Below are 26,234 nucleotides of genomic sequence, written 5' to 3'. Positions count from 1 at the left end.
CCATGATCCCCTCCACGCTCTCCGGCCGCGACCTTCGCCTGGGCTACGCCTCCCTCACGATCGTCGACCGCCTGAGCATCGACCTTCCGCCCGGCGGGTTCACGGTCATCATCGGCCCGAACGGCTGCGGCAAGTCCACGCTGCTCCGCGCGCTCGGACGCATGATCGTGCCCCGGGCCGGCAGCGTCACGATCGACGGCACCGATCTCGCCTCGTTGCGGACCCGGCAGGTCGCGCGCCGTATCGCCCTGCTCCCCCAGGCGCCCGTCGCTCCGAGCGCCATCACCGTCGCCGACCTCGTCGCCCGCGGGCGCAACCCTCACCAGAGTCTGTTGCGGCAGTGGTCGGCGGACGATGAGCGCGTGGTCGACGAGGCGCTGCGAGAAGTCGGGATGCATGACCAGGCCGACCGGCTCGTCGAGGAGCTCAGCGGAGGTCAGAGCCAGCGGGTCTGGATAGCGATGACCCTCGCGCAACAGACGCCCGTCCTGCTCCTCGACGAGCCCACGACGTACCTCGACGTCGCGCACCAGATCGACGTGCTCGACCTGTGCTCGCGTCTGCATGCCGCAGGTCGCACGCTCGTCGCCGTCCTGCACGATCTGAACCTGGCCGCCCGCTACGCCTCGCACGTCGTGGCGATGCGCGACGGAGCGATCGTCGTCGAGGGCGACCCCGCTGTCGTGTTCACCCCCGACAACCTCCGACGCGTGTTCGATCTCGATGCGCTCGTGCTCGAGGATCCCGAGACCGGACGTCCCCTCGTGGTGCCGCGGGATCAGCGTTCGCGCCACCTCCATCCCACCGAAGAACAGGAGTCATGATGACCGAGAACACCACCCCCGCCGTCGACAGGAGCCTGCCCCTGCACGAACAGGAGGCGATCCTCTCGAAGGACCACAACAAGGGCATGCACCGCACCCACGGCACCGTGCGCGAGATCGTCGATGTCACCGATGAACTCGTGCGCGTCGTCCTGCACATCGACGGGTTGGCCGACGACGCGCAGTGGTGCCGCCCGAACGTGTCGCTGCGCATCCATCTCACGGACGGCGACGAGCAGCTCTCCCGCGTTTACACCGTGCGATCGGCCGACCCCGCCGCGGAGACCATCGAGGTCGATGTCGTGCGTCACGGCGAATCGAGTCCGATGATGCGCTGGCTCGAAGCCCTCCGTGTGGGCGACGACGTGCCGATGGTCGGCCCGCGTCCGCACTTCGCGTTCCCGCAGACCGACGGTCGGGAGCTCTTCGTCTTCGCCGACGCCACGGCCATCCCCGCGCTGTTCTCGCTCCTCGAGCAGGCACCTGCCGGTGTGCACGGTCGCGGGTGGGTGGCCACCTCGGATGCCGTCGCGTTCGACGAGCTGCCGGCACTTCCCGGGCTGACCCTCGAGCGTGTCGAGCCCGGGTACGGCTTCGAGGAGCACGCGCGCTCGGTCGTCGCCGGCGCCGATGTCGTCGTGTGGGGTGCCGGCGAACGCGACGAGATGCGCGCCGTGCGTTCGCACTTCCGCACCACGGTCGGCGTCGCCAAGGCCGACGTCTCGGTCTACGGCTACTGGAAGCGCGGCACCAGCAACACAGCGATCGACGAGGCGCGCCTGCGCGCCTACGAGGCGTTGCTCGCCGACGGGGGCTCCGTGCTCGAGATGGACGACCTCGCCCTCCCGATCTGAGCCCGGGCACGAGAAAGGCCCCGGGGTGGAGCCCGGGGCCTTCACGTCAAGCGTAGCTCAGATCAGAGCGATTCGATCAACGCGCGCATCAGGTCGGCGGTCTCGGACGGCGTCTTGCCGACCTTGACGCCGGCGGCCTCGAGGGCCTCCTTCTTCGCCTGAGCGGTTCCGGCCGAACCGGACACGATCGCACCGGCGTGACCCATGGTCTTGCCCTCGGGAGCCGTGAAGCCCGCGACGTAGCCGACGACCGGCTTGGTGACGTGCGCCTTGATGTACTCGGCCGCGCGCTCCTCGGCGTCGCCGCCGATCTCACCGATCATGACGATGGCCTTGGTCTCGGGGTCGGCCTCGAACGCGGCGAGCGCGTCGATGTGCGTGGTGCCGATGACCGGGTCGCCGCCGATGCCGATGGCGGTCGAGAAGCCCAGGTCGCGCAGCTCGAACATCATCTGGTAGGTCAGAGTGCCCGACTTCGACACGAGGCCGATCGGGCCCTTGCCGGTGATGTTCGCCGGGGTGATGCCGACGAGCGCCTCACCGGGGGTGATGATGCCGGGGCAGTTCGGCCCGATGATGCGGGTCTTGTTGCCCTTGCTCTGGGCGTAGGCCCAGGCTTCGGCGGAGTCGCCGACGGGCACGCCCTCGGTGATCACGACGAGCAGCGGGATCTCGGCGTCGATGGCCTCGACCATCGCGTCCTTCGTGAAGGCGCCGGGCACGAAGGCGATCGACACGTCGGCGCCGGTCTCCTTCATGGCCTCGGCGACCGAGGCGAAGACGGGCAGCTCGACGGCGTTGCCGTCCTTGTCGGTGTGCGAGACCGTGGTGCCGGCCTTGCGGGCGTTGACGCCACCGACGACCTGGGTGCCGGCCTTGAGCATGAGCGCCGTGTGCTTGGTGCCCTCGCCGCCGGTGATGCCCTGGACGATGACCTTGGAGTCCTTGTTGAGGTAGATCGACATTTTCTCTAGTCCTTGTGTCTCAGCGAAGGGTCAGACGTTGGCGAGCTCGGCGGCCTTGTCGGCGCCCTCGTCCATCGTCGCGGCCAGGGTCACGAGCGGGTGCGCGTACTCGGCGAGGATCGCGCGACCCTCGTCGACACGGTTGCCGTCGAGGCGCACGACGAGCGGCTTGGATGCCGTGGCGCCCAGCGTCTCGAGGGCGCCCTTGATGCCGTTGGCGACGGCGTCGCACGCCGTGATGCCGCCGAACACGTTGACGAACACGCTCTTGACCTGCGGGTCGCCGAGGATGACGTCGAGGCCAGCGGCCATGACCTCTGCCGAGGCGCCGCCGCCGATGTCGAGGAAGTTGGCGGGCTTGACGCCGTTGTGGTTCTCACCGGCGTAGGCGACCACGTCGAGCGTCGACATGACGAGACCCGCGCCGTTGCCGATGATGCCGACCTCGCCGTCGAGCTTCACGTAGTTGAGACCCGAGGCCTTGGCCTTCGCCTCGAGCGGGTCGGCAGCGTCCTTGTCCTCCAGAGCCTCGTGCTCGGGGTGGCGGATCTCCGACGCGTTGTCGTCGAGCGTGACCTTGCCGTCGAGCGCGATGATGTCGCCCTCTTCGGTGCGCACGAGCGGGTTGACCTCGACGAGCGTGGCGTCCTCGCCCTTGTAGACGTCGAAGAGCTTCACGAAGACGTCGGAGACCTTCTCGACGAGGTCTTCGGGGAAGTTCGCGGCGCGCGCGATCTCGACGGCCTTCTCCTTGTCGATACCCGTGAGGGGGTTCACCTCGACGCGGGCGAGGGCCTCGGGGCGCTCGACGGCGAGCTCTTCGATCTCCATGCCGCCCTCCACCGAGCAGAGGCTCAGGTAGGAGCGGTTGGCGCGGTCGAGCAGCACGGAGAAGTAGAACTCCTCGGCGATGCGGGCGCCCTGGGCGACCATGACGCGCTTGACGATGTGGCCCTTGATGTCGAGGCCGAGGATGGCCTTGGCGGCCTCGTATGCCTCTTCGGGGGTCTTGGCGACCTTGACGCCGCCGGCCTTGCCGCGACCACCGGTCTTGACCTGCGCCTTGACGACGACGACGCCGCCGATCTTCTCCGCGGCTGCCTTCACCTCCTCGGGGGTGTCGGCGACGATGCCGGCGAGAACCGGCACTCCGTACTTCTCGAAAACGTCTCGTGCCTGGTACTCGTACAGATCCACTGTGGTTCCTTCACTGGGCTGCTGTCTGGTAATTCTCTCGATGTCGAGACATCGACCAGTCCCCCAGCCTACTACCTCGAACTGGACGCTCCTGCGGCCCCGGAGGCACCGTCGGAGGCCGCCGCCGTCACACTCTCCGCACGCCCGACAGCACGAGGTCTAGGCTCGTGCCATGCACGAATCCGCAGAACTGCGCACCGGCGTCGTGGCCGCTGCCCTCGAGCTCTTCGACACGCAGGGCTTCGATCAGACCTCGGTCGAGCAGATCGCGAAGGCGGCCGGCGTCTCGCGATCGACCTTCTTCCGCCAGTTCGGCGGCAAGGAGGACGTGGTCTTCGCCGACCACGAGGCGCTGCTGGAGCGCCTGCGGGTGTTCCTCGGCGAGGGGCACGACGATCCGTGGGGCGCGGTGTGCGCGGCATCCGAATCGGTCTTCTCCCATTTCGCTCACGACCCCGACCTCGCCCGCCGCCGCTACCGGATCGTGCGCGAGGTGCCGGTGCTCCGCGAGCGCGAGATCATCACGGTGTTCCGGTACGAGCGCCTGTTCGACGACTACCTGCGCGGGGCGCTCCCGGGCGTCGACCCGCTCGATGCCGTGGGATTCGCCGCCTTGGTGACCGCGGTGCACAACCACGTACTGCGCCAGTTGCTGCGTGGCACGAAGAAGGTTCCGCTCGCGACTCTGCAGGAGGCTCTCGCCGACGTGCGGCGGCGCTACGGGGTGCCGGCGGATGCGTCGGCGAGCGCCCCGGACGATGTCGTCGTGGCGGTTTTCCCCCGGTCGATGCCGGTCGCCGAGGTCACCCGGCGCCTGCGCTCGCAGCTGGACTGAACGCTCCACAGCGCCCGCTTCCGCAGGGCGGAGGTTCGCCGTGCCCGGAGTCGTGGAACTCAGTTTCGAGGAGTACGATACCTGGTGCCACGAAGGAGCCCCATGAGCATCGATTCCTCCCCCCTGCCCGGCGAGCGCGTCTCGTCGTACGACATCACCGGCCGGCAGGACAGCGACTACTACGCCGTGTTCGCCGACATCCCGGATGCCGATCGCGCGGCCTGGGAACGCGCGCAGGCGTACGTCGACGAGGTCGCTCCGCAGATGGCGGATGCCTGGGACCGCGCGGAGTATCCCCTGTCGGCCGCCCGCCGCATGGGCGAGATGGATCTCGTGATCGACGGCGTCGAGCACCCCGCCCTCACCCGACTCTCACCGCTCGCCGCCGGCCTGGTGAACATGGAGGTCTCGCGCGGTGACGGATCGCTCGGCACGATCCTGGCCGTCCAGGGCGGTCTCGCGCTGCGCACCCTCGCGCTGTTCGGCTCCCCCGTGCAGCAGGAGATGTGGCTGACCTCACTCGCCGATGCGAGCGTGCTGGGATCGTTCGCGCTCACCGAGCCCGACCACGGATCGGATTCGGTGTCACTGGAAACGGTCGCGCGCCGCGACGGCGATGCCTGGGTCATCAGCGGGACCAAGAAGTGGATCGGCAACGGGGCGTCCGGCGGGATCACCTTCGTCTGGGCGCGCGTCGAGGATGAATCCGACGCCGATCACGGCGCCGTGCGCTGCTTCCTCGTCGAACAGGACACCCCGGGGTATACGGGCACGGTCATCCGCGGAAAGGCGTCGCTGCGTGCGATCCACCAGGCGCACATCCGCCTCGACGACGTGCGCGTGCCGCTCGACGCCGTGCTCCCCGGCACCCACAGCTTCAAGGATGCCTCCGTCGTGCTCTACGCCACCCGCTCGGGCGTCGCCTGGTCGGCACTCGGCCACGCGACCGCCTGCTACGAGGCCGCCCTGGCCTACGCGACCCAGCGCGTGCAGTTCGGCAAGCCGCTCGCGAAGTTCCAGATGGTGCAGGAGCGCCTCACCCACATGCTCGAGGACCTCACCGCGATGCAGCTCTACTGCCGTCGGATGGCCGATCTCGAGACGGCCGGGGCGCTCCGCCCGACCCAGGCATCGCTCGCGAAGTTCCACAACACGCGCGCCGCGCGCCGCATCGCCTCGACCGCCCGCGACCTGCTGGGCGGCAACGGCATCCTGCTCGAGAACGGTGTGATGCAGCACCTCGCCGACATCGAGGCGATCCACACCTACGAGGGCACCGAGAGCGTGCAGGCGCTCCTGCTCGGACGCGACATCACCGGGATGAGCGCGTTCGCCTGACGGCGAGGAGCGGATGCCGGTCGGGGGCGATCAGTCGCAGCCGCACCCGCCCGAGGGCGTCTTGACCATGAAGCACACGTCGCACACGCCGTAGTCCCGCTCGGTCACGGGCTTCGGTGCCTTCTCACGCGGTACCGACGGCGTGCGCGGGGTCGACGAGCGCTTCGCCGCCCGGGCCGGGACCGCGGGCGCGTACTCGCTCGGGTGGGTGACGTAGAAGTACGGCGCCCGACCCTCACTCGGCTGCAGGCGCATCGGGGTGGAGCCGACGACGATCGTCTCGTCCTCGGTGAAACCGTTCGTGTAGGTGCGGCCGATGTGCAGCGAGGCGTGGTCGCCGCGACGCAGGGCCTCGATGTAGCGACCGCGATCGATGAACGAGGTCACCCCCACGGCGTCGACGATCGCACCGATGAACTCGTGGTTCACCGGGTCGATGCGGTGCGCGCGAAGCGCCTCCGCGAGGGAGCGGTAGGGACGGGAGGTGCCGGTCGGGGTGGGGCCCTGTACTTCGTTCATCCCTTCCAGGATCGCACGATCGCGGAGCCGTCTCGACCGCTTCCGATCCGCACCCGGAGAGCGTGCGCGTGCAAGACTGGCGGCATGGTGCGGGCGACGATCATCGGCAGCGGGCCCAACGGCCTGGCGAGCGCCGTGTCACTGGCGCGAGCGGGGTACGAGGTACGGGTGCTCGAGGCATCCGACACGATCGGCGGCGGTGTGCGCACGACCGACGGCATCCTCCCCGGCTTCCGTCACGACGTCTGCTCGGCGGTGCATCCTGCGGCCCTCGCATCACCGTTCTTCCGGGCCTTCGGCCTCGCCGACCGGGTGGAATGGATCCGCCCCGAGATCTCGTACGCCCACCCGCTCGATGACGGGCGCGCGGCGATCGCCTGGCGCGACATCGAGAGGACGGCCACAGCCCTCGGACCCGACCGCGAGGCCTGGCTCTCCCGCCTGCGGCCCCTCAGCCTGCACGCCGACGGAGTCGTCGACTTCACCGGCCACCAGATCCCCCGCTGGCCGCACGAACCGCTCACGGCCGCGCGCTACGCGCTGCGCATGCTCGACCAGGGCACGCCGCTCGCCTCGCGCGCCTTCCGCACCGAGGAGGCGGCGGCGCTGCTGACGGGAGTGCTCGCGCACGCCAACGCCCCCGTGCCCTCGCTTCCGGGAGCAGCGGCCGGACTGCTGCTCGCCGCGCTCGGTCACGCGCAGGGGTGGATGTACCCGCGCGGCGGTGCCCAGCGGATAGCCGATGCCCTCGTCGTCGATCTCGAAGCCCACGGCGGTCGCATCGAGACGGGCGTGCACGTGCGCGACCTCGGCATCCTCGACTGGGGCGACGCGGCGCGCGGCGACCTGCTCGTGCTGAACACCTCGCCGCGTCTCGCGCTGACCCACCCCGGCATCCCCGCGCGGTACGCGCGCGCCGTCTCCCGCTATCGCTACGGACCGGCCGCGGCGAAGGTCGACTTCGAGCTCGACGGTCCGGTGCCCTGGACGAACGCCGACGTGGCGCAGTCGCCCACCGTGCACCTCGGCGGCACCCGCAGCGAAGTACGAGCGAGCGAGAACGCCGTCGCGCGCGGCCGCGTGAGCGAACGCCCCTACGTCCTGGCGGTGCAGCCGTCGATCTTCGACCCGACCCGCGCCCCCGTGGGCAAGGCCGTGCTGTGGACATACATCCACGTGCCCCTCGACTCCGACCTCGACGCGACCGAACTCATCACCCGGCAGGTCGAGCGCTTCGCCCCGGGGTTCCGCGACCGCATCCTCGCGCACCGCGCGGTACCGGCATCCGCCCGAGAGGCCGTCAATCCGGCCGAGATCCAGGGCGATGTTCTCGGTGGGGCGTTCACGATGCGCCAGGCACTGCAGCGGCCGACCCTGTCGGCGGCCCCGTGGCGCACGCCGATGCGCGGCGTCTACCTCGCCTCCGCCGCGACCCCTCCGGGCCCGGGCGTGAACGGTATGGCGGGATGGCTCGCCGCCCGCACCGCCCTCTCCGACGCGGGCGAGCCGCACGAGCTGGGCGACCTCTTCCCCTGACCCGCACGGTCTTCCGCAGAACGCACGCGCTCGCCAGGATGGAGGCATGCGCTACGACATCCCCGCCCCGATGCTCGCGAAGGCCGCGGCATCCGTGCCCGATCCGGCAAAGACGCCGGGCGGCCTGCTCTTCGAACCCAAGTGGGACGGGTTCCGCGGACTCATCGCGTGGGACGGCGAGACCGTCGAGATCGGATCGCGCGGGGCGAAGCCCCTCACCCGGTACTTCCCGGAACTCGTGGACGCGATCCCGAAGATCCTCCCCCGCCCCGCTCTCCTCGACGGCGAGATCGTCGTCGCGACGGGTGCCGAGGGTGCGCAGCGCCTCGACTGGGAGGCGCTCAGCCAGCGCATCCACCCGGCGGCCTCCCGCGTGACCCGCCTCGCCGCGGAGACGCCGGCGATGTTCATCGCGTTCGACCTGCTCGCCGACGGCGACGACGACCTGCTCGCGCGGCCGTTCTCCGAGCGGCGGACCCGCCTCGAGTCACTCCTCGAAGGAGCGCCCCACCCGCTGCACATCACCCGCACGACGCGCGATCACGATGCCGCCGTGCGGTGGCTCGCGGAATTCGAGGGCGCCGGCCTCGACGGCGTCGTCGCCAAACCACTCGACCAGCCCTACGCCCCCGGTAAGCGCACGCTTATCAAGATCAAGCACGCGCGCACCGCCGATGTCGTGGCGCTCGGATACCGCATCCACAAGTCCGGCTCGGGGGTGGGTTCGCTCCTCGTCGGCCTCTACGACCAGGAGGGCATGCTCCACCAGGTGGGCGGCGTCGCCGCGTGGAGCGACGCGCGCCGCCGCGAACTCGTCGACGAGCTCGCACCCCTGGTCGAGCGCGACGAATCCGGAGACGCCGTCACCGGCGAGGGCGAGCGATCGCGCTTCACCGGATCGAAGGACGTCTCGTTCGTGCGACTGCGCCCCGAACGCGTGCTCGAGGTCCGCTACGACCAGCTCGAGGGCTCCCGCTTCCGCCACACGGTGCAGTTCGCGCGCTGGCGGCCCGACCGCGAGGCCCGCTCGTGCACGTACGCGCAGCTCGACAGCGTGGCCGGTTACGATCTCGCCGACGTGATCGGCTGAGTCAGTACTTCGCCGCGGGCTCTCCGTCGGCGTCCCAGTGCGCGGCAACCTTCTTGCTGGGTTGCACCCGCGGCGGCTCGCCGGGCATCTTGGGGAACTCGGGCGGGAACGACAACTCGCCCAGGCCGTCGGCGACATCGCGCTCCCACCAGGCGAGCAGCGTGTCGATGCGACCGGGGGTCTGCTGTTTGTCGGCCCACGGGTCGCCGATCTCGTCGAGGCGCTGCGGAACGGTGCGCACCGTGAACCGCGTCGGGTCGAGGCCGTCGAGCTCGTCCCAGTGGACCGGGGTCGACACGGTCGCTCCCGGCAGGGCGCGCGGGCTGTACGCACCCGCCATCGTGCGATCGCGATTGGCCTGGTTGAAGTCGATGAAGATGCGCTCCCCGCGCTCCTCCTTCCACCAGCTCATCGTGACCCGATCGGGCATGCGGCGTTCGAGCTCGCGCCCCGCGGCGATCACCGCGTGCCGCACGTCGAGGAACTCATGGGTGGGCTCGATCGGCGCGAACACGTGCAGACCACGGTTGCCGCTCGTCTTCGCGAACGCATCGAGGCCCGCTTCGCTCAGTACCTCGCGCAGACCGTGCGCGGCGGTCACGGCATCCGCGAAATCCGTGCCCGGTTGCGGATCGAGGTCGATACGCAACTCGACGGGGTTGTCGGGATCGGTCGCGAGCGACGCCCACGGGTGGAAGACGATCGTGTTCATCTGCACGGCCCAGACGATCGCCGACGGCCGGTTCAGGACGATCTGCGGATGCCGGCGCCCGCTGTTGTACGTCACGGTCACGGCGTCGACGTAGTCGGGAGTGCCCTTCGGCGGGTTCTTCGAGAAGAAGCCCTCGCTGCCCACGCCGTCGCGGAACCGCTCGAGCGAGACCGGGCGGTCGCCGTTCGACGCGAGGAAGGGCTCCGACACGCGCTGCACGTAGTCGACCAGCTCGGCCTTCGTGATGCCGACCTCGGGCCAGACGACGCGGTTCGGGCTGGAGAGAACGACCTCGCGCTCCCCCTCGGGGTCGGACACGGTCACGGGCACACGTTCGGAGGCCATGCAACGACCCTAGAGCGCGGCCGTCGCCCGCGGAAGAGCGCAACCGCGACCCGGCGCCGTGCCGCGCTCGGAGCCGTCAGTCCTCGGTCGCGGGGGCGAGTTCGAGCACGCGAGCGAGGGCGTCGCGTTCGACGATGAGCGACGGGCCGGCCGGATCGATCACCACGCCCGCCATCTCGTCGTGGCCCGCGAGCACCTTCGCGAGCTGCGTGGGCTCGAAGGGCAGCGGGCGGTCGCCGCGACCGAGGGCGATGACCTCGAGCGGGTGCGAGAACAGCTGCAGGAACCGCTTGCCGTCGGTCGTCTGCGCCTCGGCGATGCCGACCTGGCCGTCGGCGGCCCCCTCGTTCACGGCCACCCACATGCGCGTCTCGGCCAGAGCCTCGCCGGCACGGGTTGCGGAGTCCTGTTCGCGCGGCGCCGCGACGATGGCCTTGACCCTCATCTCGGCATCCGCCTGCTCGAGCGTCTTCTGGAGGAGCTCGGTGGGGAAGACGACGCGGTGCGGCGCCGAGGCGTTGTCGATGATGAGCCCCGCGAAGTCGCCGGCGACGACCTGCTGCATGACCGAGGTCGAGGGCTGCGCCACGGCCGAGGTGGCGGAGGGGTCGGCTTCGAGCCTCACGGAGTCGCGCACCGCGGCAGCCGAGCTGAAGGCGAGCATGAACTGACGTTCCTCGTCGCGCACGACAGCGACGGCGAGGGGCTTGCCCTCGGCGATCTGCGCCCGGGCGTCGCCGTTGACCCGGATGAAGAGGTGTCCCTGGAGCGCCTGGCGCATGACGCCGAGGAGCTGCTCGTTGGTGGCGCCCTTCTCGACCTGCTTCAGCGCTTCGCGCAACAGGACGTTGTCCTTCATGCCGGGAACGGACTCGGTCTGCTCGGGCGGCGATGCCGGGGCCAGCGGGAGACGCGGTTCGGCCGCGGGAGGAGCGGATGCTGCCGCGACGGGCGCGGCGGGTGCGGCCTTCTCCGGCTTCGCATCGGGGTCGGGCAGCGAGACCTCGGGGCCGGCCGCGGCGCCGACGCCGCGGAAGGCCTGCACGGAGATGCCGATCGACGGAGCGGGAGCATCCTCCGAGGCAGCGGTCGAGTCCGCGTTCGCGGCTCCCGTCCCGTCCGTCGGACCTCCGTCCGCCGGAGTCTCGTCCGTCGGCGCCTCGACCGCCTCGGCGGAATCAGATGCGGGCGTGACGGCGTCGTCAGCGGACTTCTTGCGGCGGGAGAAGAGGGCCATATGAGCCAGCCTAACCCTCTGCGACCCCGCCCCTCTGCACTGTCGCCCTCGGCGGCAGCACCCTCCGGCGTCGCGGGCGACGTGCCGTCAGATCTTCTCGATCGGCGCGACCTTGATGAGGAGCTTCTTCTGTCCCGCGGTGTCGAAACGCACGTGCGCGATGCGCTTGGCCCCTTCACCGGTCACGGCGTCGACGCGCCCCTCGCCGAAGTCGACGTGGCGGATGCGATCACCTGCCGTGAGTTCGAGGTCGCCGTTGTCGCGGACCTTGGCCGTGACCCGGTTCGGGAAGCGGTCCATGGCGGTCGACAGCGGCTTGAGCGATTCTCGCCCGGGCAGCGGCTTGACGCCGAAGCGGTCGCTGGAGCCCGACCCGGATCCGCCGAATCCGCCCGCACGACGCGCGTTGAGCGCGCGCGACTGCATGCCGCCGCGGGAGTTGACGTCTCCGGGCGACTGGCGCCAATCGATCAGCGCGACCGGGATCTCCTGCAGGAAGCGGCTCGGCATCGCGACCGTCACCTCGCCGAACTGCGCCCGCGTCATCGCGAGCGACAGGTGCAGCCGCTTGCGGGCGCGGGTGATCCCGACGTAGAAGAGCCGACGCTCCTCCTGCGGGCCACCGGGCTCGCCGGCCGAGATGCGGTGCGGGATGAGGTCTTCCTCGACGCCGGTGACGAACACCGCGTCGTACTCGAGCCCCTTGGCGGTGTGCATCGTCATGAGCGACACGGTGCCCGACTCGTCGTCGAGGTCGTCGGCATCCGCGACGAGCGCGACGTCGGTGAGGAAATCGACGATCGTGCCCTCGGGGTTGTTGCGTGCGAAGTCGCGGGCGACCGCGACGAACTCATCGAGGTTCTCGACGCGTGCTTCGTCTTGCGGGTCGCGGCTGGCGCGGAGCGCGTCGAGGTAGCCGCTCTTCGCGAGCAGCAGGCTGAGGCCGTCGGCCACGGTCGTCGGTGCGGGTACCTCGCCCGTCGGCGGGAGCATGATCGCCGTCGCCTCGGTGAGCACGGCATCGAGCTGCGCGATCGCCGCTTGGATCTTCGGCCCGAAGCCGAGCTGCGCCGGCATCGAGAGGGCGTCGCGGAAGGTGATCCCGTGCTCCTCGGCGAAGCGGGCGATGGCCGTCTCGGTCACGTCGCCGATACCGCGACGAGGCTTGTTGAGGATGCGGCGCACCGCCATCTCGTCAGCGGGGTTCGCCACCGCGACGAGGTAGGCCAGGGCGTCCTTGATCTCGGCGCGCTCGTAGAACTTGGTGCCGCCCATGATCTTGTAGGGCAGCGCCGAACGGATGAAGATCTCCTCGAGCGCACGCGATTGCGAGTTCGTGCGGTAGAAGACGGCCATCTCGGAGTAGGGCATGCCGGCGCGGTGCAGAGCCTCGATCTCATCGGCGACGAACTGGGCCTCGTCGTGCTGCGAATAGCCGGTGAAGCCGATGATCTTGTCACCCTCGCCCCGGTCGCTCCAGAGCTTCTTCTCTTTACGATCGAAGTTGTTGCCGATCACCGCGTTGGCGGCCGAGAGGATGTTCTGCGTCGAGCGGTAGTTCTGCTCGAGCAGCACCACGCGCGCACCGGGGAAATCGCGTTCGAACTCGCTGATGTTGCGGATGTCGGCGCCTCGGAAGGCGTAGATCGACTGGTCGGAGTCGCCGACGACGGTGAGCGATGCGCCCGCGGTGTCGGCGTTCTTCGGCTCCGGCTCGGGTTCGAAGATCATCATGCCGTTCGAGGCATACGGGTCGGGTGCCGACGACGAGGCGAGCGGCCGTGTGAGCTCGTGGATGAGCGCGTACTGCGCGTGATTCGTGTCCTGGTACTCGTCGACGAGGATGTGCCGGAACCGGCGGCGATACGTGTCGGCCACCTCGGGGAACGCGCGGAAGAGGTAGACCGTCTGCCCGATCAGGTCGTCGAAGTCGAAGGCGTTCGCCTTCTGCAGCTGGCGCTGGTAGTCGGCGAAGACCTCGACGAAGATCCGCTCGGCCGGGTCCGACATGTTCGCCTGGCGCGCGTAGGACTCGGCATCCGACAGCTCGTTCTTGAGCTTCGAGATGCGCGACTGGACGGATGCCGGGGTCAGTCCGAACGCGTCGGCCTCGTGCTCCTTCACGAGGCGCTTGATGAGTGCACGGGAATCGCCCGAGTCGTAGATCGTGAACGACTTCGTGAACCCGAACTGCTGCGCCTCGCGCCGCAGGATGCGCACGCACGCCGAGTGGAACGTCGAGATCCACATGCCGCGCGCGGCATCGCCGATCAGGCCCTCGACGCGCTCGCGCATCTCGCCCGCCGCCTTGTTCGTGAAGGTGATCGCGAGGATCTGGCTCGGCCAGGCCTCACGACTGCGCAGCAACGAGGCGATCCGACGCGTGAGCACACTCGTCTTTCCCGATCCGGCGCCCGCCACGATGAGCAGCGCGGGGCCGCGGTAGGTGACGGCTTCGAGCTGCTGCGGGTTGAGGCCGGCGAGGAGGTCGTCCTGGCCCTGCGGGCCGGCGGTTCCGGGAACGATGAGAGGAGCTTCGGTCATGGCTCTACGAGTCTAGGCCGCACCACCGACACCGCCTTCGCCGGGACCGCACGCACGGGCACCTGCTCCTCAGGCGATGCGCGTCCCCGGTGGCAGCATCCGCGCGGGTGTGCGCGTGCGCGACCACGCTCCGGCGAACAGCGCACCCGCGATCACGACCTGTACCCCGAGTCCGACGAACCAGCTCGGCACCGTGGAGTCGATCACCTCGCGCGGGGTCGGACCGGGAGCACTCACCGCGCAGTCGTCCCAGCGCTGCTCGAGCGGCGAGAGCTGCGCACTTCTCACGCCGTACTTGATCTGCCCGAACAGGTCGACCGGATAGCCGCCGGAGCCGTACTCGGTGGGCGTGGCATCGGCCAGCACGACGAAGGGGTTCGCGGCGAGCGCCCACCACACGAGATCGAAGCGGGGCACCTCGTGGGTGTATTCGTCCCACTCGTCGCAGACCGGACCGTTGTCGTCGTAGGGACGGGAGTAGCTCGTCGCCTCGCCGCGCACGGCGAGGCCACCCAGCGCGAAGACGATGAGCGTGCCGATCACGAGTCCCGCGACCACGAGGTATGTCGTGGCGACCGAGAACAGCGGGCGCGCGATCAACCCGCTCAGTCCCACACCGATGGCCGCCACGATGACGATCTCGGCGGCCAGAACGAGGATCGACACGAGCAGCACCAGCGGGTCGGCTCCCCCGCCGAGCAGGGAGAACGCGAGGAACGGCAGCGCCACGAGCAGGAATGCCCCGCCGGTCGCGACGGCGGCGACGAGTTTGCCGAGCATGATGTCGCCCGTCGAGACGGCGGTCACCTGGATCGCGGCGAGGGTCGCGGACTCACGGTCGCCGTTGATGGCGTTGCCGCTCAACGTCGGCGACACCAGGACGACGAGCAGCAGCACCATGTTGACGACGATCGAGAACACGCCCGCGCCCGGGGCGTCTCCGTAGGAGTAGACGGCGAACGACAGCGCGGTGACGCCGAGGAGCACGGCGGCGAAGACGCCGAGCAGCACGTACCAGCCGACACTCCGCAGGCGCTGGGTCAGCTCGAGGCGGGCGATGGTGCCGATGTGGGCGATGCTCATGCTCCGGCCTCCGTTCCGGGGTGGGCCGCGGGCGGCGGGGCGACCGCCGGGTTCAGGTGCAGGAAGGTGTGCTCGAGTGCGCTCTGCGCCGGGGCGAACTCCGAGATCGGGATCTGCGCGGTGACGAGTCGCTGCAGTGCGTGCGCGGCGGATTCCTCGGTCTCGAAGCCGATCAGCACCGCACCGCGGTCTGCGCCGAGCGACTCCGGAGCCACCCCCAGTGTCGACGCGACCTGCCAGGCGTCGGCGGGCAATCGATCTGGCGACGCGTCCACCAGCCGGATCCGCCAGGCGCGGACGGATGCCTGGGCCGGTGCCGCGTCGACCACAGCGCCCGCGACCAGGAAGACGGCATCGTCGACGACCTCCTCGAGTTCGGAGAGGATGTGGCTCGAGATGAGGACCGTGCGCCCCTCGGCGGCGAGGCGGCGCAGCAGCACGCGCAGGTGCACGCGCGCCTCGGGATCGAGCCCCGAGGCGGGCTCGTCGAGGAGCAGCACCTGCGGGTCGTGCACGAGCGCTCGGGCGAGGCCGAGCTTCTGCTTCTGCCCGCGCGAGAGCACCTTCGCGGGCGAATCGGCGAGCGGAGCGAGTCCGACGAGATCGAGTAGCGCCGCCGCCCGATGCGCGGCATCCGTCGGGGCGATGCCGTACAGTCGCCCCGTCGTCACGAGCGTCTCGCGGGCGGTCAGCGACGGCCAGGCGCCGAGAGCGTCCGGCATCCACCCCAGCAACCGACGGGCGGCCAACGGATCGACCATCGGGTCGACCCCGCCGATCCGGATCGTGCCGGTGTCCGGCGCGAGCAGGGAGGCCAGCATCAGGAGCAGGGTCGTCTTGCCCGCGCCGTTCGGCCCGACGAGTCCGGTCACCCGGCCCGGCTCGGCTCGCAGTGTGGCCGACCTGACGGCCTGCACCGCCCCGAAGGCCCGGCTGACGTCTTCCACGACGATTCCACTCATGCGGGCCAGTCTGGCATCCGCATCCGACGCGCGCGTCGCGCACCGCCGACCTACACTGAGCCGATGGATGCCGCCCGCCTGATCGCCTGGGACGCCGAGCTCCGCGCGGCGCACACCCGCCTCCGGGCGGCGTTGGCCGCGACGCGACAGGCGCTCCAGGACGGTGACGGCCCGGCAGATGCCGCGTCCGACCTGCTGCTCTTCTGCATCGGATTCTGCTCGGCCCTCGACGGGCACCACCGCGGCGAGGACCGCGCGCTCCTTCCGGAGCTCCGGCGCGAGCATCCCGAGCTCGGGGACACGATCGACAAGCTCATGCAGGACCATTCGATGCTGTCGCACCTGCTCGGCGCTTTGCGCAGCGCCGCCGAGCGCGAGGAGGACGCCGCGACGATCGCGCGGCACCTCGACGGGATCGGCGCGATCATGGAGTCGCACTTCCGCTTCGAGGAGCGCGAGATCCTGGCCCCGCTGCGCGCGCTGGTCCTCGACCGCGACGTCACCGAGGTTCTCGGGCCGCTCTGACGCCGGCCTCTCAGTGCCGCTTCCGCTCAGCCGCGGAAGAACCCCACGCCGAGGTCGGGATGATCGACGAAGACCCCGTCGACACCCTGCCGCGCGATCACGCCCCACTCCGCCTCGTAGTCGCCGAATGCGCCCTTTCCTCCGTCGCCCCGGAACTCGGGAGAGAGGAAGGCGTTCTCGGGGCGGCACGTCCAGGTGAAGACCTTCAGGCCGCGCGCGTGCGCATCCGCGACGATCGTGTTGCCGTGCGCGAGCAGCATCTTCTTGCTCACGCTGATGCCGTCGACCGCGCCGATCAGACCGTTGAGGCCTCGCGGGGCGACCGTCGCCTTGTAGGTGAGCGCCTTCTTGCCGTGGGCGACGAGCTGGTCGTAGGGGCGACCGGACGACTCGATCAGGTAGATGTACGACGCCGGGATGCCGCGGGCACGCAGCTGACCCAGCACGGTCTGCTCGAAGCACTCGATGATCAGCGGCAGTTCCCCGTCGGCCCATCCGGCCGCGCGCAGATCGCGCTCGATCAGGGGTACGAGGTCGAGGCCGATGCTCGCGAAGTACGTGGCGTGCTTGACCTCGAGGACCACGCCGATCTCCCGCCCGTGCTCGACCGATCCGTGCCGCACGAGGTCGAGCAGGTCCACGAGGCGGAGGATGGGCTGTCCGCCGTCGAAGCTCGCGCTGGTGGCGCGCACCTCCGGCAGGCGCTCGCGCCCGCGGAGTGTCGACAGTTCGTCCCATGTGAAGTCCTCGGTGAACCAGCCGGTCAGCGCCTGCCCGTCGACCCGCTTGGTGGTGCGGCGATCGGCGAACTCCGGATGCTCGGCCACGTCGGTCGTGCCCGAGATCTCGTTCTCGTGGCGCACGACCAGCACACCGTCCTTCGTCGCGACGACGTCGGGCTCGACGGCATCCACCCCCATCGCGAGCGCGAGCTCGTACGACGAGCGGCTGTGCTCGGGGCGATAGCCGGGCGCACCCCGGTGTCCGATGACGAGGGGTGATTTCCTGGGCACGCTCTCAGCGTAGAACACCCCACCGGGCGCGCCACGCCGGTATCGTGGAGGAAAGCGACCTACGACACCCTTCTGGAGTGAGGCCCACCATGAGCAATTTCGCATTCAACAACCCTGCTTTCAAGCAGCAGGATCCGCGCAACGTCGCGACCTATCCCGGCGCACCGCAGGGTGCTCAGGGGGCCCAGGCCGCATCGTTCCAGCACGCCACCGTCGACGCCGCCGCCAACGCGCAGCTCGAGGGCATGTACGCGGCTCCCCCGGCCGGCTCGATCGAGACCGACCGCATGTCCGTCGAGGACACCGTCTGGAAGACCGCCGGCCTCTTCGGCATCCTGCTCGTCACCGCGGCGATCGGCTGGGTGTGGACGCTCGGCGGCACCGACATCAACTCGTTCTCCAACGTCTCGCTCGTGCCGTGGATGATCGGCGCGCTCGGCGGCTTCGTGCTCGCGATGGTCATCACCTTCACCTCGCGCAAGAAGGTGCGTCCGGCGCTGATCTTCGCCTACGCCGCCCTTGAGGGCCTCTTCATCGGTGGCATCTCGGCCTTCTTCGAGGTGATCTACCCGGGCATCGTGCTGCAGGCGACGCTCGCCACGGTCTCGGTCGTCGGCGTGACCCTCGCCCTCTTCGCCAGCGGCAAGATCCGCGCGTCGAAGAAGGCCACCAAGATCTTCATGATCGCGATGGTCGGCTACCTGGTCTTCTCGCTCCTGAACCTCGTGCTCATGTGGACCGGTGTCCTGCCCGCGAGCCAGACGTTCGGCCTCTACAGCGCGACGATCGCCGGGATCCCGCTCGGCCTCATCATCGGTGTGCTGGTGGTCATCATGGCCGCGTACTCGCTCGTGCTCGACTTCGACCAGATCCAGCAGGGCGTGCGTAACGGCGCTCCGCGTCAGTTCGGCTGGATGGGTGCCTTCGGCATCATGGTCACGGTCGTCTGGCTGTACGTCGAGATCCTGCGCATCATCGCGATCGTCCGCGGCAACAACTGACGATCCCCCGGCACGTCACGGAAGGCCCGTCTCCTCGGAGACGGGCCTTCCGTCATGTCCGGCCGCCGCGCGCCTTCGCCTCGAGCAGAGCGCGTTCGCGATCGTTGCCCGCGAGGCCTGCGGCCGTCGCGAACTCACTGCGCGCCTCCTCCTCGCGTCCGAGGCGACGCAGCACCTCGGCCCGGGTCGCCGGCAGCAAGTGATACCCGCGCAGCGCTCCGGACGCCTCCAGCTGATTCAGGACCTTCAGCGCCGAAGCGGGTCCGGTGGCCATCGCGACGGCGGCCGCCCGATTGAGCTCGACGACGGGCGACGGCGCGAGACGCCCGAGCGCCTCGTAGAGCACGACGATCCGATCCCAGCCGGTCTCCTCGATCGACGGAGCGACGGCATGGCACTCGGCGATCGCCGCCTGCAGCCCGTAGGCGCCGCGACCTCGGCCGACGGCATCCGCTCGCGCCAGGGCGTCGCGTCCTCGCGTGATCCTGCTGCGATCCCAGAGCCGTCGGTCCTGATCGCCCAGGAGTACAGGGGCGCCCTGCGCATCGATGCGCGCCGGGAATCGCGCCGCGGTGAGCTCCATCAGCGCGAGCAACCCGAGGGCGTCCGGTTCGCGGGGCATCAGTCCGACGAGCACACGGCCCAGTCTGATCGCCTCGTCGGCGAGATCGGGGCGCATCCAGTCCGGTCCGCTGCTCGCCGCGTGCGCTTCGTTGAAGATCAAGTACACGACTCCGAGGAGAGCCCCGAGCCGGGCGGCGTGCTCCTCGCGCGGGGGCGTCTCGAAGGGCACCGCGGCGGCGGCCAGTGTCTTCTTCGCGCGCACGATGCGCTGCTGCACGGTGGCCGTGGGAACCAGGAACGCGCGGGCGATCTCCTCGCTCGACAGCCCCGCGACCACGCGGAGGGTGAGGGCGACCTGGGCCTCCCGCGACAGCACCGGGTGGCAGGCGATGAACATCAGCCGGAGCACGTCGTCGTCGACGGCATCCGGGTCCCAGGGCGCGGCGTCCATCCCTTCGCTCTGCTCGCGCTCGAGGTCGTGGGCGAGCACCTCGATACGTTCGTCGAGACGCTCCTGCCGTCGCCAGCCGTCGATCGCCTTGCGCTTCGCGACGGCCGTCAACCAGGCGGCACCGTTGCGCGGTACACCCTCGATCGGCCACTGCCGCAGCGCATCGAGGAGCGCCTCCTGCGCGAGGTCCTCCGCCCAACCGAAGTCGCCCACCATGCGGGCGAGCGTACCGACGATCTTCGCCGACTCGATCCGCCACACCGCGGCGATGGTGCGCTCCACCCCCTCCGGAGAGGGAGAGGGGCGCACCGTCGCGTCGTCGGAGGGGGACGTCATCTCACTGCTGGGCGCGCTGCGCCTGCTCCTCGCGCCAGCCGGCTTCCTTCTCGATCCACTCGTTGTCGGCCGGGAAGTCCGACATGTCGGTCACCCGGCGCACCTCGAGGAACGATCCCGGCCCGAGCGGCGCACGGCTCGCCCACTCAGCGGCCTCCTCGCGGCTCGACACCTCGAGGATCCAGAAGCCGTTGAACAGCTCCTTGGTCTCGCCATAGGGGCCGTCGGTGATGAGCGGGGTCTCGGCGCTGAAGTCGACGACGAAGCCCTCCGACGCATCGGTCAGCCCCTCGCCCGCGGCCAGCACGCCCGCCTTGATCATCGACTCGTTGTACTTCCCCATCGCCTCGATGACCTGCTCGAAGGGGATCTCCTTGTACGCCTCGACGGCCTCGTCGGTCGCGCGCATGATGAGCATGTACTTCATGATGTCCTCCTTGATGGATGGGGTCGTTTCTCGACCCTCTCATCAAAGACGTCGAACGCGAATGCACCGGATCGACAGTCGATCCGAAATTCTCCGAGATTTCTTTTCGTCAGCGGCGCGGCGGGCGGGCGACGGCGTCAGCGATCACGGCGGTGAGCGCGCTCAGCGATTTCTCCGGGCTCCACGCGGCAGCCACCTCGGGGGCCTCGGCGCTCAGCCGCGCGAGCAGCGCGGGGTCGGCCAGCACGCCGCGCAGGGCGGCGGCCAACGCATCGACGTCGCCGCTCGGGGCGAGCACTCCCCCGCCCGTTCCCAGGACATCGCGGATGCCGTACCGCACGTCGTACGACACGACCGGCGCTCCGTGCAGCAGCGCTTCGACGATCGACAGCGGCTGCCCCTCGAAGGCTGTGGCGGTGAGCACGACCGAAGCCCGGTCGAGCACGCGCCCCGGGTCATCTGTGTACCCGGCGAGCACGATGCGATCGTCGGCGCCCAGCTCGGTGATGAGGGCGGCAAGGCGCTCCTGCTCGGGTCCCCCGCCCCAGATCTCGAGGCGGGTCCCGGGCACGTCGGCCGTCAGGAACGCGCGGATGGCCTGATCGACTCGCTTACCCGGCGCCAGGCGCCCGAGCACGACGACCAGACCCGGCTCCCGCAGATCGTCACGGCACGCGACCGGAGAGATCGGGTTCGGCACCGTCTCGTTCCGGGCCGCGGTGCCGAAGCGCGCCACGACGTCGTCGCGCTGGGTCGCCGTCGGCCAGATCACGGCGTCGAAACGATCGGAGAGGGCGAACCAGCGCGTCCACAGCGCGTTGGTCGGGGCGTCCGCGGTGTACGGAGCCTCGAGGTGGATCGTATGGATCGTGTGGAGGATGCGTACGCGCGGGTCCTGCCATCCCGCGATGAGCTCGCCGAGCTGCCGGGCCTCGCAGATGATGACGATCGGGCGATCACCGAGGCCTGCGGTCAGGTGCGACAGCCACGCGCGGTACAGTCCGCCGAAGCCGGCGACTCCGCCGACGACCGCGCCCGCCGCGTCGAAGATCTGCACGGGTTCGACGCTCAGGTGCCAATCGGGGTTCCCCGGGATCACCGGGAGTGCGACGAACGGCCGCCCCTCGGCATCCGCGATCGTGCGGTACTCGACATCCGCGTTCGCGACCAAGGCCGGATCCGCGACCGCACGCAACCAGGCGGCTGCTCCACCCTCGGCATCGACCGCCTCGTCGAAGAGGTTGCGCAGGCGCGAAGCGTCGACCAGCGCACCGCGCGAGACGAAGGTCTCACGATGCTGCGCGTGGTCCGCCGCAGTGCCCGGGTCGAAGGTGAGCAACTGCGGTCCGCGCCCGTCGGCCACACCTGCACCGGCCAACTGCCGGGCGCGCGACAGCGTCGCGATCGTGTAGCCGCCGTCGAGGTCGGGGATGAGCCGGCTCGACAGCACCAGGTACTCGGCGTCCGGCAGGGCCGGCACACCGTCAGACGGAAGCGACACGCTTCGTGTCCGTCACTCCCACTCGATCGTCCCCGGCGGCTTCGACGTGACGTCGAGCACGACGCGGTTGACGTCGCGAACGCCGTTGGTGATGCGGTTCGAGATCTTGGAGAGCACGTCGTACGGCAGACGCGTCCAATCGGCCGTCATCGCGTCTTCACTCGACACGGGACGCAGCACGATCGGATGCCCGTAGGTGCGGCCGTCGCCCTGCACGCCCACCGAGCGCACGTCGGCGAGAAGCACGACGGGGCACTGCCAGATCTCCTGGTCGAGGCCCGCCTTCGTGAGCTCCTCACGGGCGATGGCATCGGCCTCGCGGAGGATCTCCAGGCGGTCGGCCGTGACCTCGCCGATGATGCGGATGCCGAGGCCGGGGCCCGGGAAGGGCTGACGACCGACGATCGCCTCGGGGATGCCGAGCTCGCGCCCGATCGCCCGAACCTCGTCCTTGAACAGCGCGCGCAGCGGCTCGATCAGCTCGAAGTCGAGGTCGTCGGGCAGGCCGCCCACGTTGTGGTGCGACTTGATGTTCGCGGTGCCCGCACCGCCGCCGGACTCGACGACGTCGGGGTAGAGGGTCCCCTGCACGAGGAACTTGACCGGCGCACCGCCCGAGGCCTTCGCCTCGGCGACGAGGTCGAGCTGCACCTTCTCGAAGGCACGGATGAACTCGCGCCCGATGATCTTGCGCTTCTCCTCGGGATCGGTCACACCCTTCAGGTGTCCGAGGAACGTGTCGGCGGCATCGACCGTGATGAGCCGCACACCGGTCGACTCGACGTAGTCCTTCTCGACCTGCTCGCGCTCGCCCTTGCGGAGCAGGCCATGGTCGACGAACACGGCGGTGAGCTGGTCGCCGATGGCCTTGTGCACGAGGGCGGTGGAGACCGCGGAGTCGACGCCGCCGGAGAGCGCCGAGATGACCCGGGCGTCGCCCACCTGCTCGCGGATGCGCTCGATCTGCTCGGCGATCACGTTGTCGCTGTTCCAATCGGACGCGAGACCGGCGCCCTTGTGCAGGAAGTTCTCGAGCACGCGCTGGCCGTGGTCGGAGTGCTTGACCTCCGGGTGCCACTGCACGCCGTAGAAGCCGCGGTCCTCGTTCGCGAACGCCGCGACCTTGGTCGCATCCGTCGTCGCCAGCACGTCGAAGCCCTCGGGAGCGCGGGCGACCTGGTCGCCGTGGCTCATCCACACGTTCTGCTCGAGCGGCTGACCGCCGAGGAGCGTGCCGCCGTCACCTGTGATGACGGCATCCGTCGCCCCGTACTCGCGCAGGCCGGTGTTCGCGACCTCGCCGCCCAGGGTCTGGGCCATGTACTGGAAGCCGTAGCAGATGCCGAGCGTCGGAACACCGAGGTCGAACACCGCGGGGTCGAGGCGCGGTGCGCCCTCTTCGTATACCGACGAGGGCCCACCGGAGAGGATGATCGCGACCGGGTTCTTGGCGGCGATCTCGGCAGCGGTCGCGGTGTGCGGCACGATCTCGCTGTAGACGCCGGCCTCACGCACGCGACGGGCGATCAGCTGCGCGTATTGCGCGCCGAAGTCGACGACGAGCGCGGGGCGCTGCTGGGTCTCGGACTGTTCGGTCAACGGGCACCTTCCGGGGCGGGAGCGGAGGCCTCGGCGGCCTCACGGGTGGCGAGGTAGGTCTTGACTTCACGGGCCACGATGGCCTCCATGAAGAACGACAGCAGCGGGATGACACCGCCGAGCGCGAGCAGGATGAAGCGCGGGAACGGCCAGCGCATCAGGCTCCACATGCGGAAGCACGCGAACAGGTACACCACGTAGAACCAACCGTGCGCGACCAGGATGAACAGCGACAGGTTGAAACCGTCGCCCAGCGAGGTCATCTCGCAGGAGTTCGTCATCGGTGCGAACAGCGACCACCACTGGCAGTCGGGCCCGGCGAGGACGCCGGCGAACCAGAGCGGTCCGCCCGATCCTCCGAGGAACAGTTCGAGGTGGATCGGCGTGTACTTCAGCACCATCTCGGCCAGCAGCAGGAGCAGCATGACTCCGGTGATGATCGACGCGATCTGGTAGAACTTCAGCGCACCGCGGATCGCCGGAAAACTGGCGACTTTCGGTTCGGGCATGCGTCCAGTCTAGTCGGCGCGCCGAGCGGCTCGATCCGGCGCGGATCCCCGGCTCATCGCGTGCTCACGGCGCCGGTGGCCGGGCGATCAGCGCTTCGCCGCGGCCCGTCAGCACGCGCACCGACGCCGCGGCGGGAACGAGCACCGTCGACCCCACCGGGAACCTCTGGGCGCCCAGTGCGATCTCGCCGTCGACCACGACGACGATCGCGAATCCGGGATCGAGCGCCAGGGTCTCGCCATCGACCGGAATCCGGTCGAGACGGAAGTACTCGTCGGCCGCCGCCGGGAGCACCGACCCCGATCGCGGCGCCCGTCGCACGAGCGCATCGAGGTCCGCCCGATCGCGTCCGGCGCGGTTCACCGCCGTCAGGGCGAGATCGAACCCGAGACCCAGGTGCCCCTCGCCGGGACCGTCGATCGCGAACCCGTCCCACTCGAGCAGGATCGAGAGGTCCTCTGGCTGCTGCAGCTCGAGCAGCAGCACCCCCGCGCCGATCGCGTGCAGCTCTCCCGGCGGCACCCAGACGACGTCGCCCGGTCCGACCTCGATCGCGTGCAGCAGGCCGAGGAGAGCCGCGACGTCCTGCCGCGCGACCAGGTCGGCGAGCGCCTCCGCCGTCACGTCCTCGCGCAGAGCCACGTGCACCGTCCCGCCCTCGAGGATGTACCAGGCCTCCGCCTTGCCGTGCGCTCGGCCCAGGTGTCCGGCCGCGAAGTCGTCATGCGGATGCGCGTGCACCGGCAGCCGCTCTCCCGCGTCGAGCAGCTTGACCAGGAGCTGAGCATCGTCACTCCATCGGTCGACATGCTCCTCCCCCAGCCAGGCGACCGGGTCCTCGGCGATCGCGTCGCGCAGAAGACGCCCGTCTGGCAGCGTGGTGAGGCCGAGCGCCTCCTCGCCGCGCACGGTCGTCACGGACCCGACCCAGTCCTCTGGCTCGCGAGGCGCGACCCCCTGGTCGCCGCGGAATGCGCGGAGGCGCTCCCCGCCGCGATAGAAACGCTCGGCCGGACGGTTCGCAGCGAGGGCGATCGGGTTCATCGGGTTCATCGGGTTTCTCCATCCACATCGGCATGCGCGGCGAGGAATCCGCCCACGAAGGTGTCACCGAGCCCGATCGTGGTCGGCTCGGCGATGTCGAGGGCGAAGGCAGCGACCCCGACCGTCCCGGGGAGTCCGCGCTCGACCGCGGCGACCAGCTCGGTGCCGCGCCGACTCCGGGCCATGGTTGCCGTCTCCTCGGCATCCGCCTCCGAGAATCCGTCGCCGAGACGGTAGCGCGTCGCGGCGACCCGCACGGCGCTCTCCAGCGCTGCACGGTGACGCACGGCATCCGCTCCGACGGCGATCGCCCAGTGCCGGGTGTGCACGACCAACGCGGGGGCGGGAATCAGCCGGGCGATCACGGCGAGAGCATCGATCACCCCGGTCGGATCGAGGAGATCGATGGACCGGCCGAGGTACTCCTGCAGCTCGTCCTCGTTCATGCCGTAGACGTCGATGCGCGGGAGCAGCCGCTCCCGGACCGTGTGCGAGAAGGCGCGCGTGTAGAAGCCCGCGTCCTCGTAGTACACCAGCGCGTCGTCGGGCAGCGACGCGAGCGCCCCGAGCAGCTCGTCGAGCCGGCGCTCGAGCAGGCTGTGGTCCTGCATCGTGTTGAATCCCGACACCAGGAAGACGGATGCTCCGGCCAGCGCCTCCGGCAGATCGTCGGCGAGACGCATCTCACGATTCGGCGGGTCGTTCGCGAAGATCAGTCGGTTCGCGCTCGGGGAGACGATGTCGCCGTCGGCCAGCTGCACGTGGGCCCCGACCGGGTACTGCACAATCAGGTGGGGATCGAGGGTGTCCCGCTCGGCCGATGACACGTAGGTGACGCGCTCCGGGAGCAGGCGACGGACGTTGTCGTCGACGCTCACCAGGTGCTGGACGCTCGGGATGCCGAGGCTGTCGAGCACGAGCCCCGCCCGCACGCCCGTGCCGCCCAGGGTCACCGCCACGTCGAAGTGCGCGGCGAAACTCTCGATCACCGCGGACGACTCGACGAAGCGCTCGGCCCCGGTGCCGGCCGCGACGAATGCGAGCACGGCCACCAGGAGCGAGCGTTCGTCGACGATCGGCGCCGTGGCGATCAGCTCGTTCCTCCGGATGCGATGTTCCCGGGCCAGCCGACCGACCACGACGGAGTCCCATCGCAGTTCGAAGTCGACCGTTCCCCCGAGCCCGAGCACGAGTCGCTCGCCCACGTCGCCGATCATGCGTC

General features: G+C 69.9%; 24 protein-coding genes. 8 read left to right on the top strand and 16 right to left on the bottom strand.

What is annotated here, in order from left to right; genetic code table 11:
• Positions 1-2: 2 nt before the first annotated feature.
• A complete protein-coding gene (locus ACFY9N_RS04440; RefSeq protein WP_391477058.1) occupies positions 3-824 on the top strand; it encodes an ABC transporter ATP-binding protein in 822 nt (273 codons plus the stop codon).
• The gene (locus ACFY9N_RS04435; protein ID WP_391477057.1) at positions 824-1,678 is read left to right on the top strand and encodes a siderophore-interacting protein; all 855 of its coding nucleotides are present in this window, start codon (positions 824-826) and stop codon (positions 1,676-1,678) included. Before ACFY9N_RS04440 ends, ACFY9N_RS04435 begins: the two co-directional genes overlap by 1 nt.
• A 62-nt stretch (positions 1,679-1,740) precedes the next feature.
• Here the strand turns inward: ACFY9N_RS04435 and sucD are convergent, their stop codons facing one another.
• Together sucD and sucC are read right to left on the bottom strand one after the other, a co-directional pair.
• Entirely contained in the window at positions 1,741-2,643 is a 903-nt protein-coding gene (gene sucD, locus ACFY9N_RS04430; RefSeq protein ID WP_391477056.1) for a succinate--CoA ligase subunit alpha, read from the bottom strand.
• A 30-nt stretch (positions 2,644-2,673) separates the two neighbouring features.
• Positions 2,674-3,840: an ADP-forming succinate--CoA ligase subunit beta gene (gene sucC / locus ACFY9N_RS04425; protein ID WP_391477054.1), complete on the bottom strand. Its 1,167-nt coding sequence runs from the start codon at positions 3,838-3,840 to the stop codon at positions 2,674-2,676.
• Positions 3,841-4,012: 172 nt separating this feature from the next.
• Between sucC and ACFY9N_RS04420 the strand changes: the two genes are divergently transcribed.
• Positions 4,013-4,675: a TetR/AcrR family transcriptional regulator gene (locus ACFY9N_RS04420; protein WP_391477053.1), complete on the top strand. Its 663-nt coding sequence runs from the start codon at positions 4,013-4,015 to the stop codon at positions 4,673-4,675.
• Between the two features lie 102 nt (positions 4,676-4,777).
• A complete protein-coding gene (locus ACFY9N_RS04415; RefSeq protein ID WP_391477051.1) occupies positions 4,778-6,013 on the top strand; it encodes an acyl-CoA dehydrogenase family protein in 1,236 nt (411 codons plus the stop codon).
• Between the two features lie 30 nt (positions 6,014-6,043).
• On the opposite strand, the gene ACFY9N_RS04410 is transcribed toward ACFY9N_RS04415, so the two are convergent.
• Positions 6,044-6,532 (bottom strand): hypothetical protein, encoded by a 489-nt coding sequence (locus ACFY9N_RS04410; RefSeq protein WP_391477050.1) that lies wholly within the window; start codon positions 6,530-6,532, stop codon positions 6,044-6,046.
• A gap of 84 nt (positions 6,533-6,616) precedes the next feature.
• Here ACFY9N_RS04410 and ACFY9N_RS04405 point away from each other — a divergent pair, with 84 nt between their 5' ends.
• Both ACFY9N_RS04405 and ACFY9N_RS04400 read left to right on the top strand, forming a co-directional pair.
• Positions 6,617-8,068 (top strand): phytoene desaturase family protein, encoded by a 1,452-nt coding sequence (locus tag ACFY9N_RS04405; protein ID WP_391477048.1) that lies wholly within the window; start codon positions 6,617-6,619, stop codon positions 8,066-8,068.
• A 46-nt stretch (positions 8,069-8,114) separates the two neighbouring features.
• Positions 8,115-9,158 carry an ATP-dependent DNA ligase gene (locus ACFY9N_RS04400; protein WP_391477047.1) on the top strand — a complete coding sequence of 348 codons (1,044 nt, stop codon included), beginning with the start codon at positions 8,115-8,117 and terminating at the stop codon, positions 9,156-9,158.
• 1 nt (position 9,159) lies between these two features.
• Here the strand turns inward: ACFY9N_RS04400 and ligD are convergent, their stop codons facing one another.
• The 5 genes from ligD to ACFY9N_RS04375 all read right to left on the bottom strand — a co-directional run bounded on the left by ligD (position 9,160) and on the right by ACFY9N_RS04375 (position 16,041).
• Positions 9,160-10,215, bottom strand: coding sequence for a non-homologous end-joining DNA ligase (ligD, locus tag ACFY9N_RS04395; protein ID WP_391477046.1), 1,056 nt, complete (start codon positions 10,213-10,215; stop codon positions 9,160-9,162).
• A 76-nt stretch (positions 10,216-10,291) separates the two neighbouring features.
• Positions 10,292-11,452, bottom strand: coding sequence for an SseB family protein (locus ACFY9N_RS04390; protein WP_391477045.1), 1,161 nt, complete (start codon positions 11,450-11,452; stop codon positions 10,292-10,294).
• Positions 11,453-11,539: 87 nt separating this feature from the next.
• A complete protein-coding gene (locus ACFY9N_RS04385) occupies positions 11,540-13,996 on the bottom strand; it encodes an ATP-dependent helicase (protein WP_391477043.1) in 2,457 nt (818 codons plus the stop codon).
• Positions 13,997-14,065: 69 nt separating this feature from the next.
• Complete coding sequence (locus ACFY9N_RS04380; RefSeq protein ID WP_391477041.1) at positions 14,066-15,079, bottom strand: ABC transporter permease; 1,014 nt, start codon at positions 15,077-15,079, stop codon at positions 14,066-14,068.
• Positions 15,076-16,041 carry an ABC transporter ATP-binding protein gene (locus ACFY9N_RS04375; RefSeq protein ID WP_391477040.1) on the bottom strand — a complete coding sequence of 322 codons (966 nt, stop codon included), beginning with the start codon at positions 16,039-16,041 and terminating at the stop codon, positions 15,076-15,078. The genes ACFY9N_RS04380 and ACFY9N_RS04375 overlap by 4 nt, the downstream gene beginning before the upstream one ends.
• 63 nt (positions 16,042-16,104) lie before the next feature.
• On the opposite strand from ACFY9N_RS04375, the gene ACFY9N_RS04370 reads away from it, so the two are divergent.
• On the top strand, positions 16,105-16,566 hold the full coding sequence (locus ACFY9N_RS04370) for a hemerythrin domain-containing protein (protein ID WP_391477039.1): 462 nt from the start codon (positions 16,105-16,107) through the stop codon (positions 16,564-16,566).
• Positions 16,567-16,592: 26 nt separating this feature from the next.
• On the opposite strand, the gene ACFY9N_RS04365 is transcribed toward ACFY9N_RS04370, so the two are convergent.
• Complete coding sequence (locus tag ACFY9N_RS04365) at positions 16,593-17,579, bottom strand: glycerophosphodiester phosphodiesterase family protein (RefSeq protein ID WP_391477037.1); 987 nt, start codon at positions 17,577-17,579, stop codon at positions 16,593-16,595.
• Between the two features lie 89 nt (positions 17,580-17,668).
• Here ACFY9N_RS04365 and ACFY9N_RS04360 point away from each other — a divergent pair, with 89 nt between their 5' ends.
• On the top strand, positions 17,669-18,580 hold the full coding sequence (locus ACFY9N_RS04360; protein ID WP_391477036.1) for a Bax inhibitor-1/YccA family protein: 912 nt from the start codon (positions 17,669-17,671) through the stop codon (positions 18,578-18,580).
• A gap of 52 nt (positions 18,581-18,632) precedes the next feature.
• Here ACFY9N_RS04360 and ACFY9N_RS04355 read toward each other — a convergent pair whose 3' ends face one another.
• From ACFY9N_RS04355 to ACFY9N_RS04325, 7 genes are all read right to left on the bottom strand, one after another.
• Positions 18,633-19,931, bottom strand: coding sequence for an RNA polymerase sigma factor (locus tag ACFY9N_RS04355; protein ID WP_391477035.1), 1,299 nt, complete (start codon positions 19,929-19,931; stop codon positions 18,633-18,635).
• 1 nt (position 19,932) lies between these two features.
• Complete coding sequence (locus ACFY9N_RS04350; protein ID WP_391477033.1) at positions 19,933-20,358, bottom strand: YciI family protein; 426 nt, start codon at positions 20,356-20,358, stop codon at positions 19,933-19,935.
• Positions 20,359-20,467: 109 nt separating this feature from the next.
• Positions 20,468-21,859, bottom strand: coding sequence for a glycosyltransferase (locus ACFY9N_RS04345; RefSeq protein WP_391477032.1), 1,392 nt, complete (start codon positions 21,857-21,859; stop codon positions 20,468-20,470).
• Positions 21,860-21,871: 12 nt separating this feature from the next.
• Positions 21,872-23,458: a glutamine-hydrolyzing GMP synthase gene (guaA, locus tag ACFY9N_RS04340; protein ID WP_391477031.1), complete on the bottom strand. Its 1,587-nt coding sequence runs from the start codon at positions 23,456-23,458 to the stop codon at positions 21,872-21,874.
• Positions 23,455-23,967, bottom strand: coding sequence for a DUF3817 domain-containing protein (locus ACFY9N_RS04335; protein WP_391477030.1), 513 nt, complete (start codon positions 23,965-23,967; stop codon positions 23,455-23,457). Before ACFY9N_RS04335 ends, guaA begins: the two co-directional genes overlap by 4 nt.
• Before the next feature lie 64 nt (positions 23,968-24,031).
• On the bottom strand, positions 24,032-25,021 hold the full coding sequence (locus tag ACFY9N_RS04330; protein ID WP_391477029.1) for a class I mannose-6-phosphate isomerase: 990 nt from the start codon (positions 25,019-25,021) through the stop codon (positions 24,032-24,034).
• Complete coding sequence (locus tag ACFY9N_RS04325) at positions 25,018-26,229, bottom strand: ADP-dependent glucokinase/phosphofructokinase (RefSeq protein WP_391477028.1); 1,212 nt, start codon at positions 26,227-26,229, stop codon at positions 25,018-25,020. Before ACFY9N_RS04325 ends, ACFY9N_RS04330 begins: the two co-directional genes overlap by 4 nt.
• Positions 26,230-26,234: the final 5 nt, after the last annotated feature.

Origin of the sequence: Microbacterium sp. NPDC008134, assembly GCF_042957055.1 — a bacterium.
Lineage (GTDB): Bacteria > Actinomycetota > Actinomycetes > Actinomycetales > Microbacteriaceae > Microbacterium.
The sequence above is the reverse complement of the archived record's forward strand: the minus strand, read 5'-3'. Positions and strand labels throughout refer to the sequence as shown.

What these genes read in the sequence shown, in the direction of transcription:
- ACFY9N_RS04440 (WP_391477058.1), top strand. Translation starts at nt 3, where the DNA reads ATGATCCCCTCCACGCTCTCCGGCCGCGACCTTCGCCTGGGCTACGCC.
- ACFY9N_RS04435 (WP_391477057.1), top strand. Translation starts at nt 824, where the DNA reads ATGACCGAGAACACCACCCCCGCCGTCGACAGGAGCCTGCCCCTGCAC.
- sucD (WP_391477056.1), bottom strand. Translation starts at nt 2,643, where the DNA reads ATGTCGATCTACCTCAACAAGGACTCCAAGGTCATCGTCCAGGGCATC.
- ACFY9N_RS04420 (WP_391477053.1), top strand. Translation starts at nt 4,013, where the DNA reads ATGCACGAATCCGCAGAACTGCGCACCGGCGTCGTGGCCGCTGCCCTC.
- ACFY9N_RS04415 (WP_391477051.1), top strand. Translation starts at nt 4,778, where the DNA reads ATGAGCATCGATTCCTCCCCCCTGCCCGGCGAGCGCGTCTCGTCGTAC.
- ACFY9N_RS04410 (WP_391477050.1), bottom strand. Translation starts at nt 6,532, where the DNA reads ATGAACGAAGTACAGGGCCCCACCCCGACCGGCACCTCCCGTCCCTAC.
- ACFY9N_RS04405 (WP_391477048.1), top strand. Translation starts at nt 6,617, where the DNA reads ATGGTGCGGGCGACGATCATCGGCAGCGGGCCCAACGGCCTGGCGAGC.
- ACFY9N_RS04400 (WP_391477047.1), top strand. Translation starts at nt 8,115, where the DNA reads ATGCGCTACGACATCCCCGCCCCGATGCTCGCGAAGGCCGCGGCATCC.
- ligD (WP_391477046.1), bottom strand. Translation starts at nt 10,215, where the DNA reads ATGGCCTCCGAACGTGTGCCCGTGACCGTGTCCGACCCCGAGGGGGAG.
- ACFY9N_RS04390 (WP_391477045.1), bottom strand. Translation starts at nt 11,452, where the DNA reads ATGGCCCTCTTCTCCCGCCGCAAGAAGTCCGCTGACGACGCCGTCACG.
- ACFY9N_RS04385 (WP_391477043.1), bottom strand. Translation starts at nt 13,996, where the DNA reads ATGACCGAAGCTCCTCTCATCGTTCCCGGAACCGCCGGCCCGCAGGGC.
- ACFY9N_RS04380 (WP_391477041.1), bottom strand. Translation starts at nt 15,079, where the DNA reads ATGAGCATCGCCCACATCGGCACCATCGCCCGCCTCGAGCTGACCCAG.
- ACFY9N_RS04375 (WP_391477040.1), bottom strand. Translation starts at nt 16,041, where the DNA reads ATGAGTGGAATCGTCGTGGAAGACGTCAGCCGGGCCTTCGGGGCGGTG.
- ACFY9N_RS04370 (WP_391477039.1), top strand. Translation starts at nt 16,105, where the DNA reads ATGGATGCCGCCCGCCTGATCGCCTGGGACGCCGAGCTCCGCGCGGCG.
- ACFY9N_RS04360 (WP_391477036.1), top strand. Translation starts at nt 17,669, where the DNA reads ATGAGCAATTTCGCATTCAACAACCCTGCTTTCAAGCAGCAGGATCCG.
- ACFY9N_RS04355 (WP_391477035.1), bottom strand. Translation starts at nt 19,931, where the DNA reads ATGACGTCCCCCTCCGACGACGCGACGGTGCGCCCCTCTCCCTCTCCG.
- ACFY9N_RS04350 (WP_391477033.1), bottom strand. Translation starts at nt 20,358, where the DNA reads ATGAAGTACATGCTCATCATGCGCGCGACCGACGAGGCCGTCGAGGCG.
- ACFY9N_RS04335 (WP_391477030.1), bottom strand. Translation starts at nt 23,967, where the DNA reads ATGCCCGAACCGAAAGTCGCCAGTTTTCCGGCGATCCGCGGTGCGCTG.
- ACFY9N_RS04330 (WP_391477029.1), bottom strand. Translation starts at nt 25,021, where the DNA reads ATGAACCCGATGAACCCGATCGCCCTCGCTGCGAACCGTCCGGCCGAG.
- ACFY9N_RS04325 (WP_391477028.1), bottom strand. Translation starts at nt 26,229, where the DNA reads ATGATCGGCGACGTGGGCGAGCGACTCGTGCTCGGGCTCGGGGGAACG.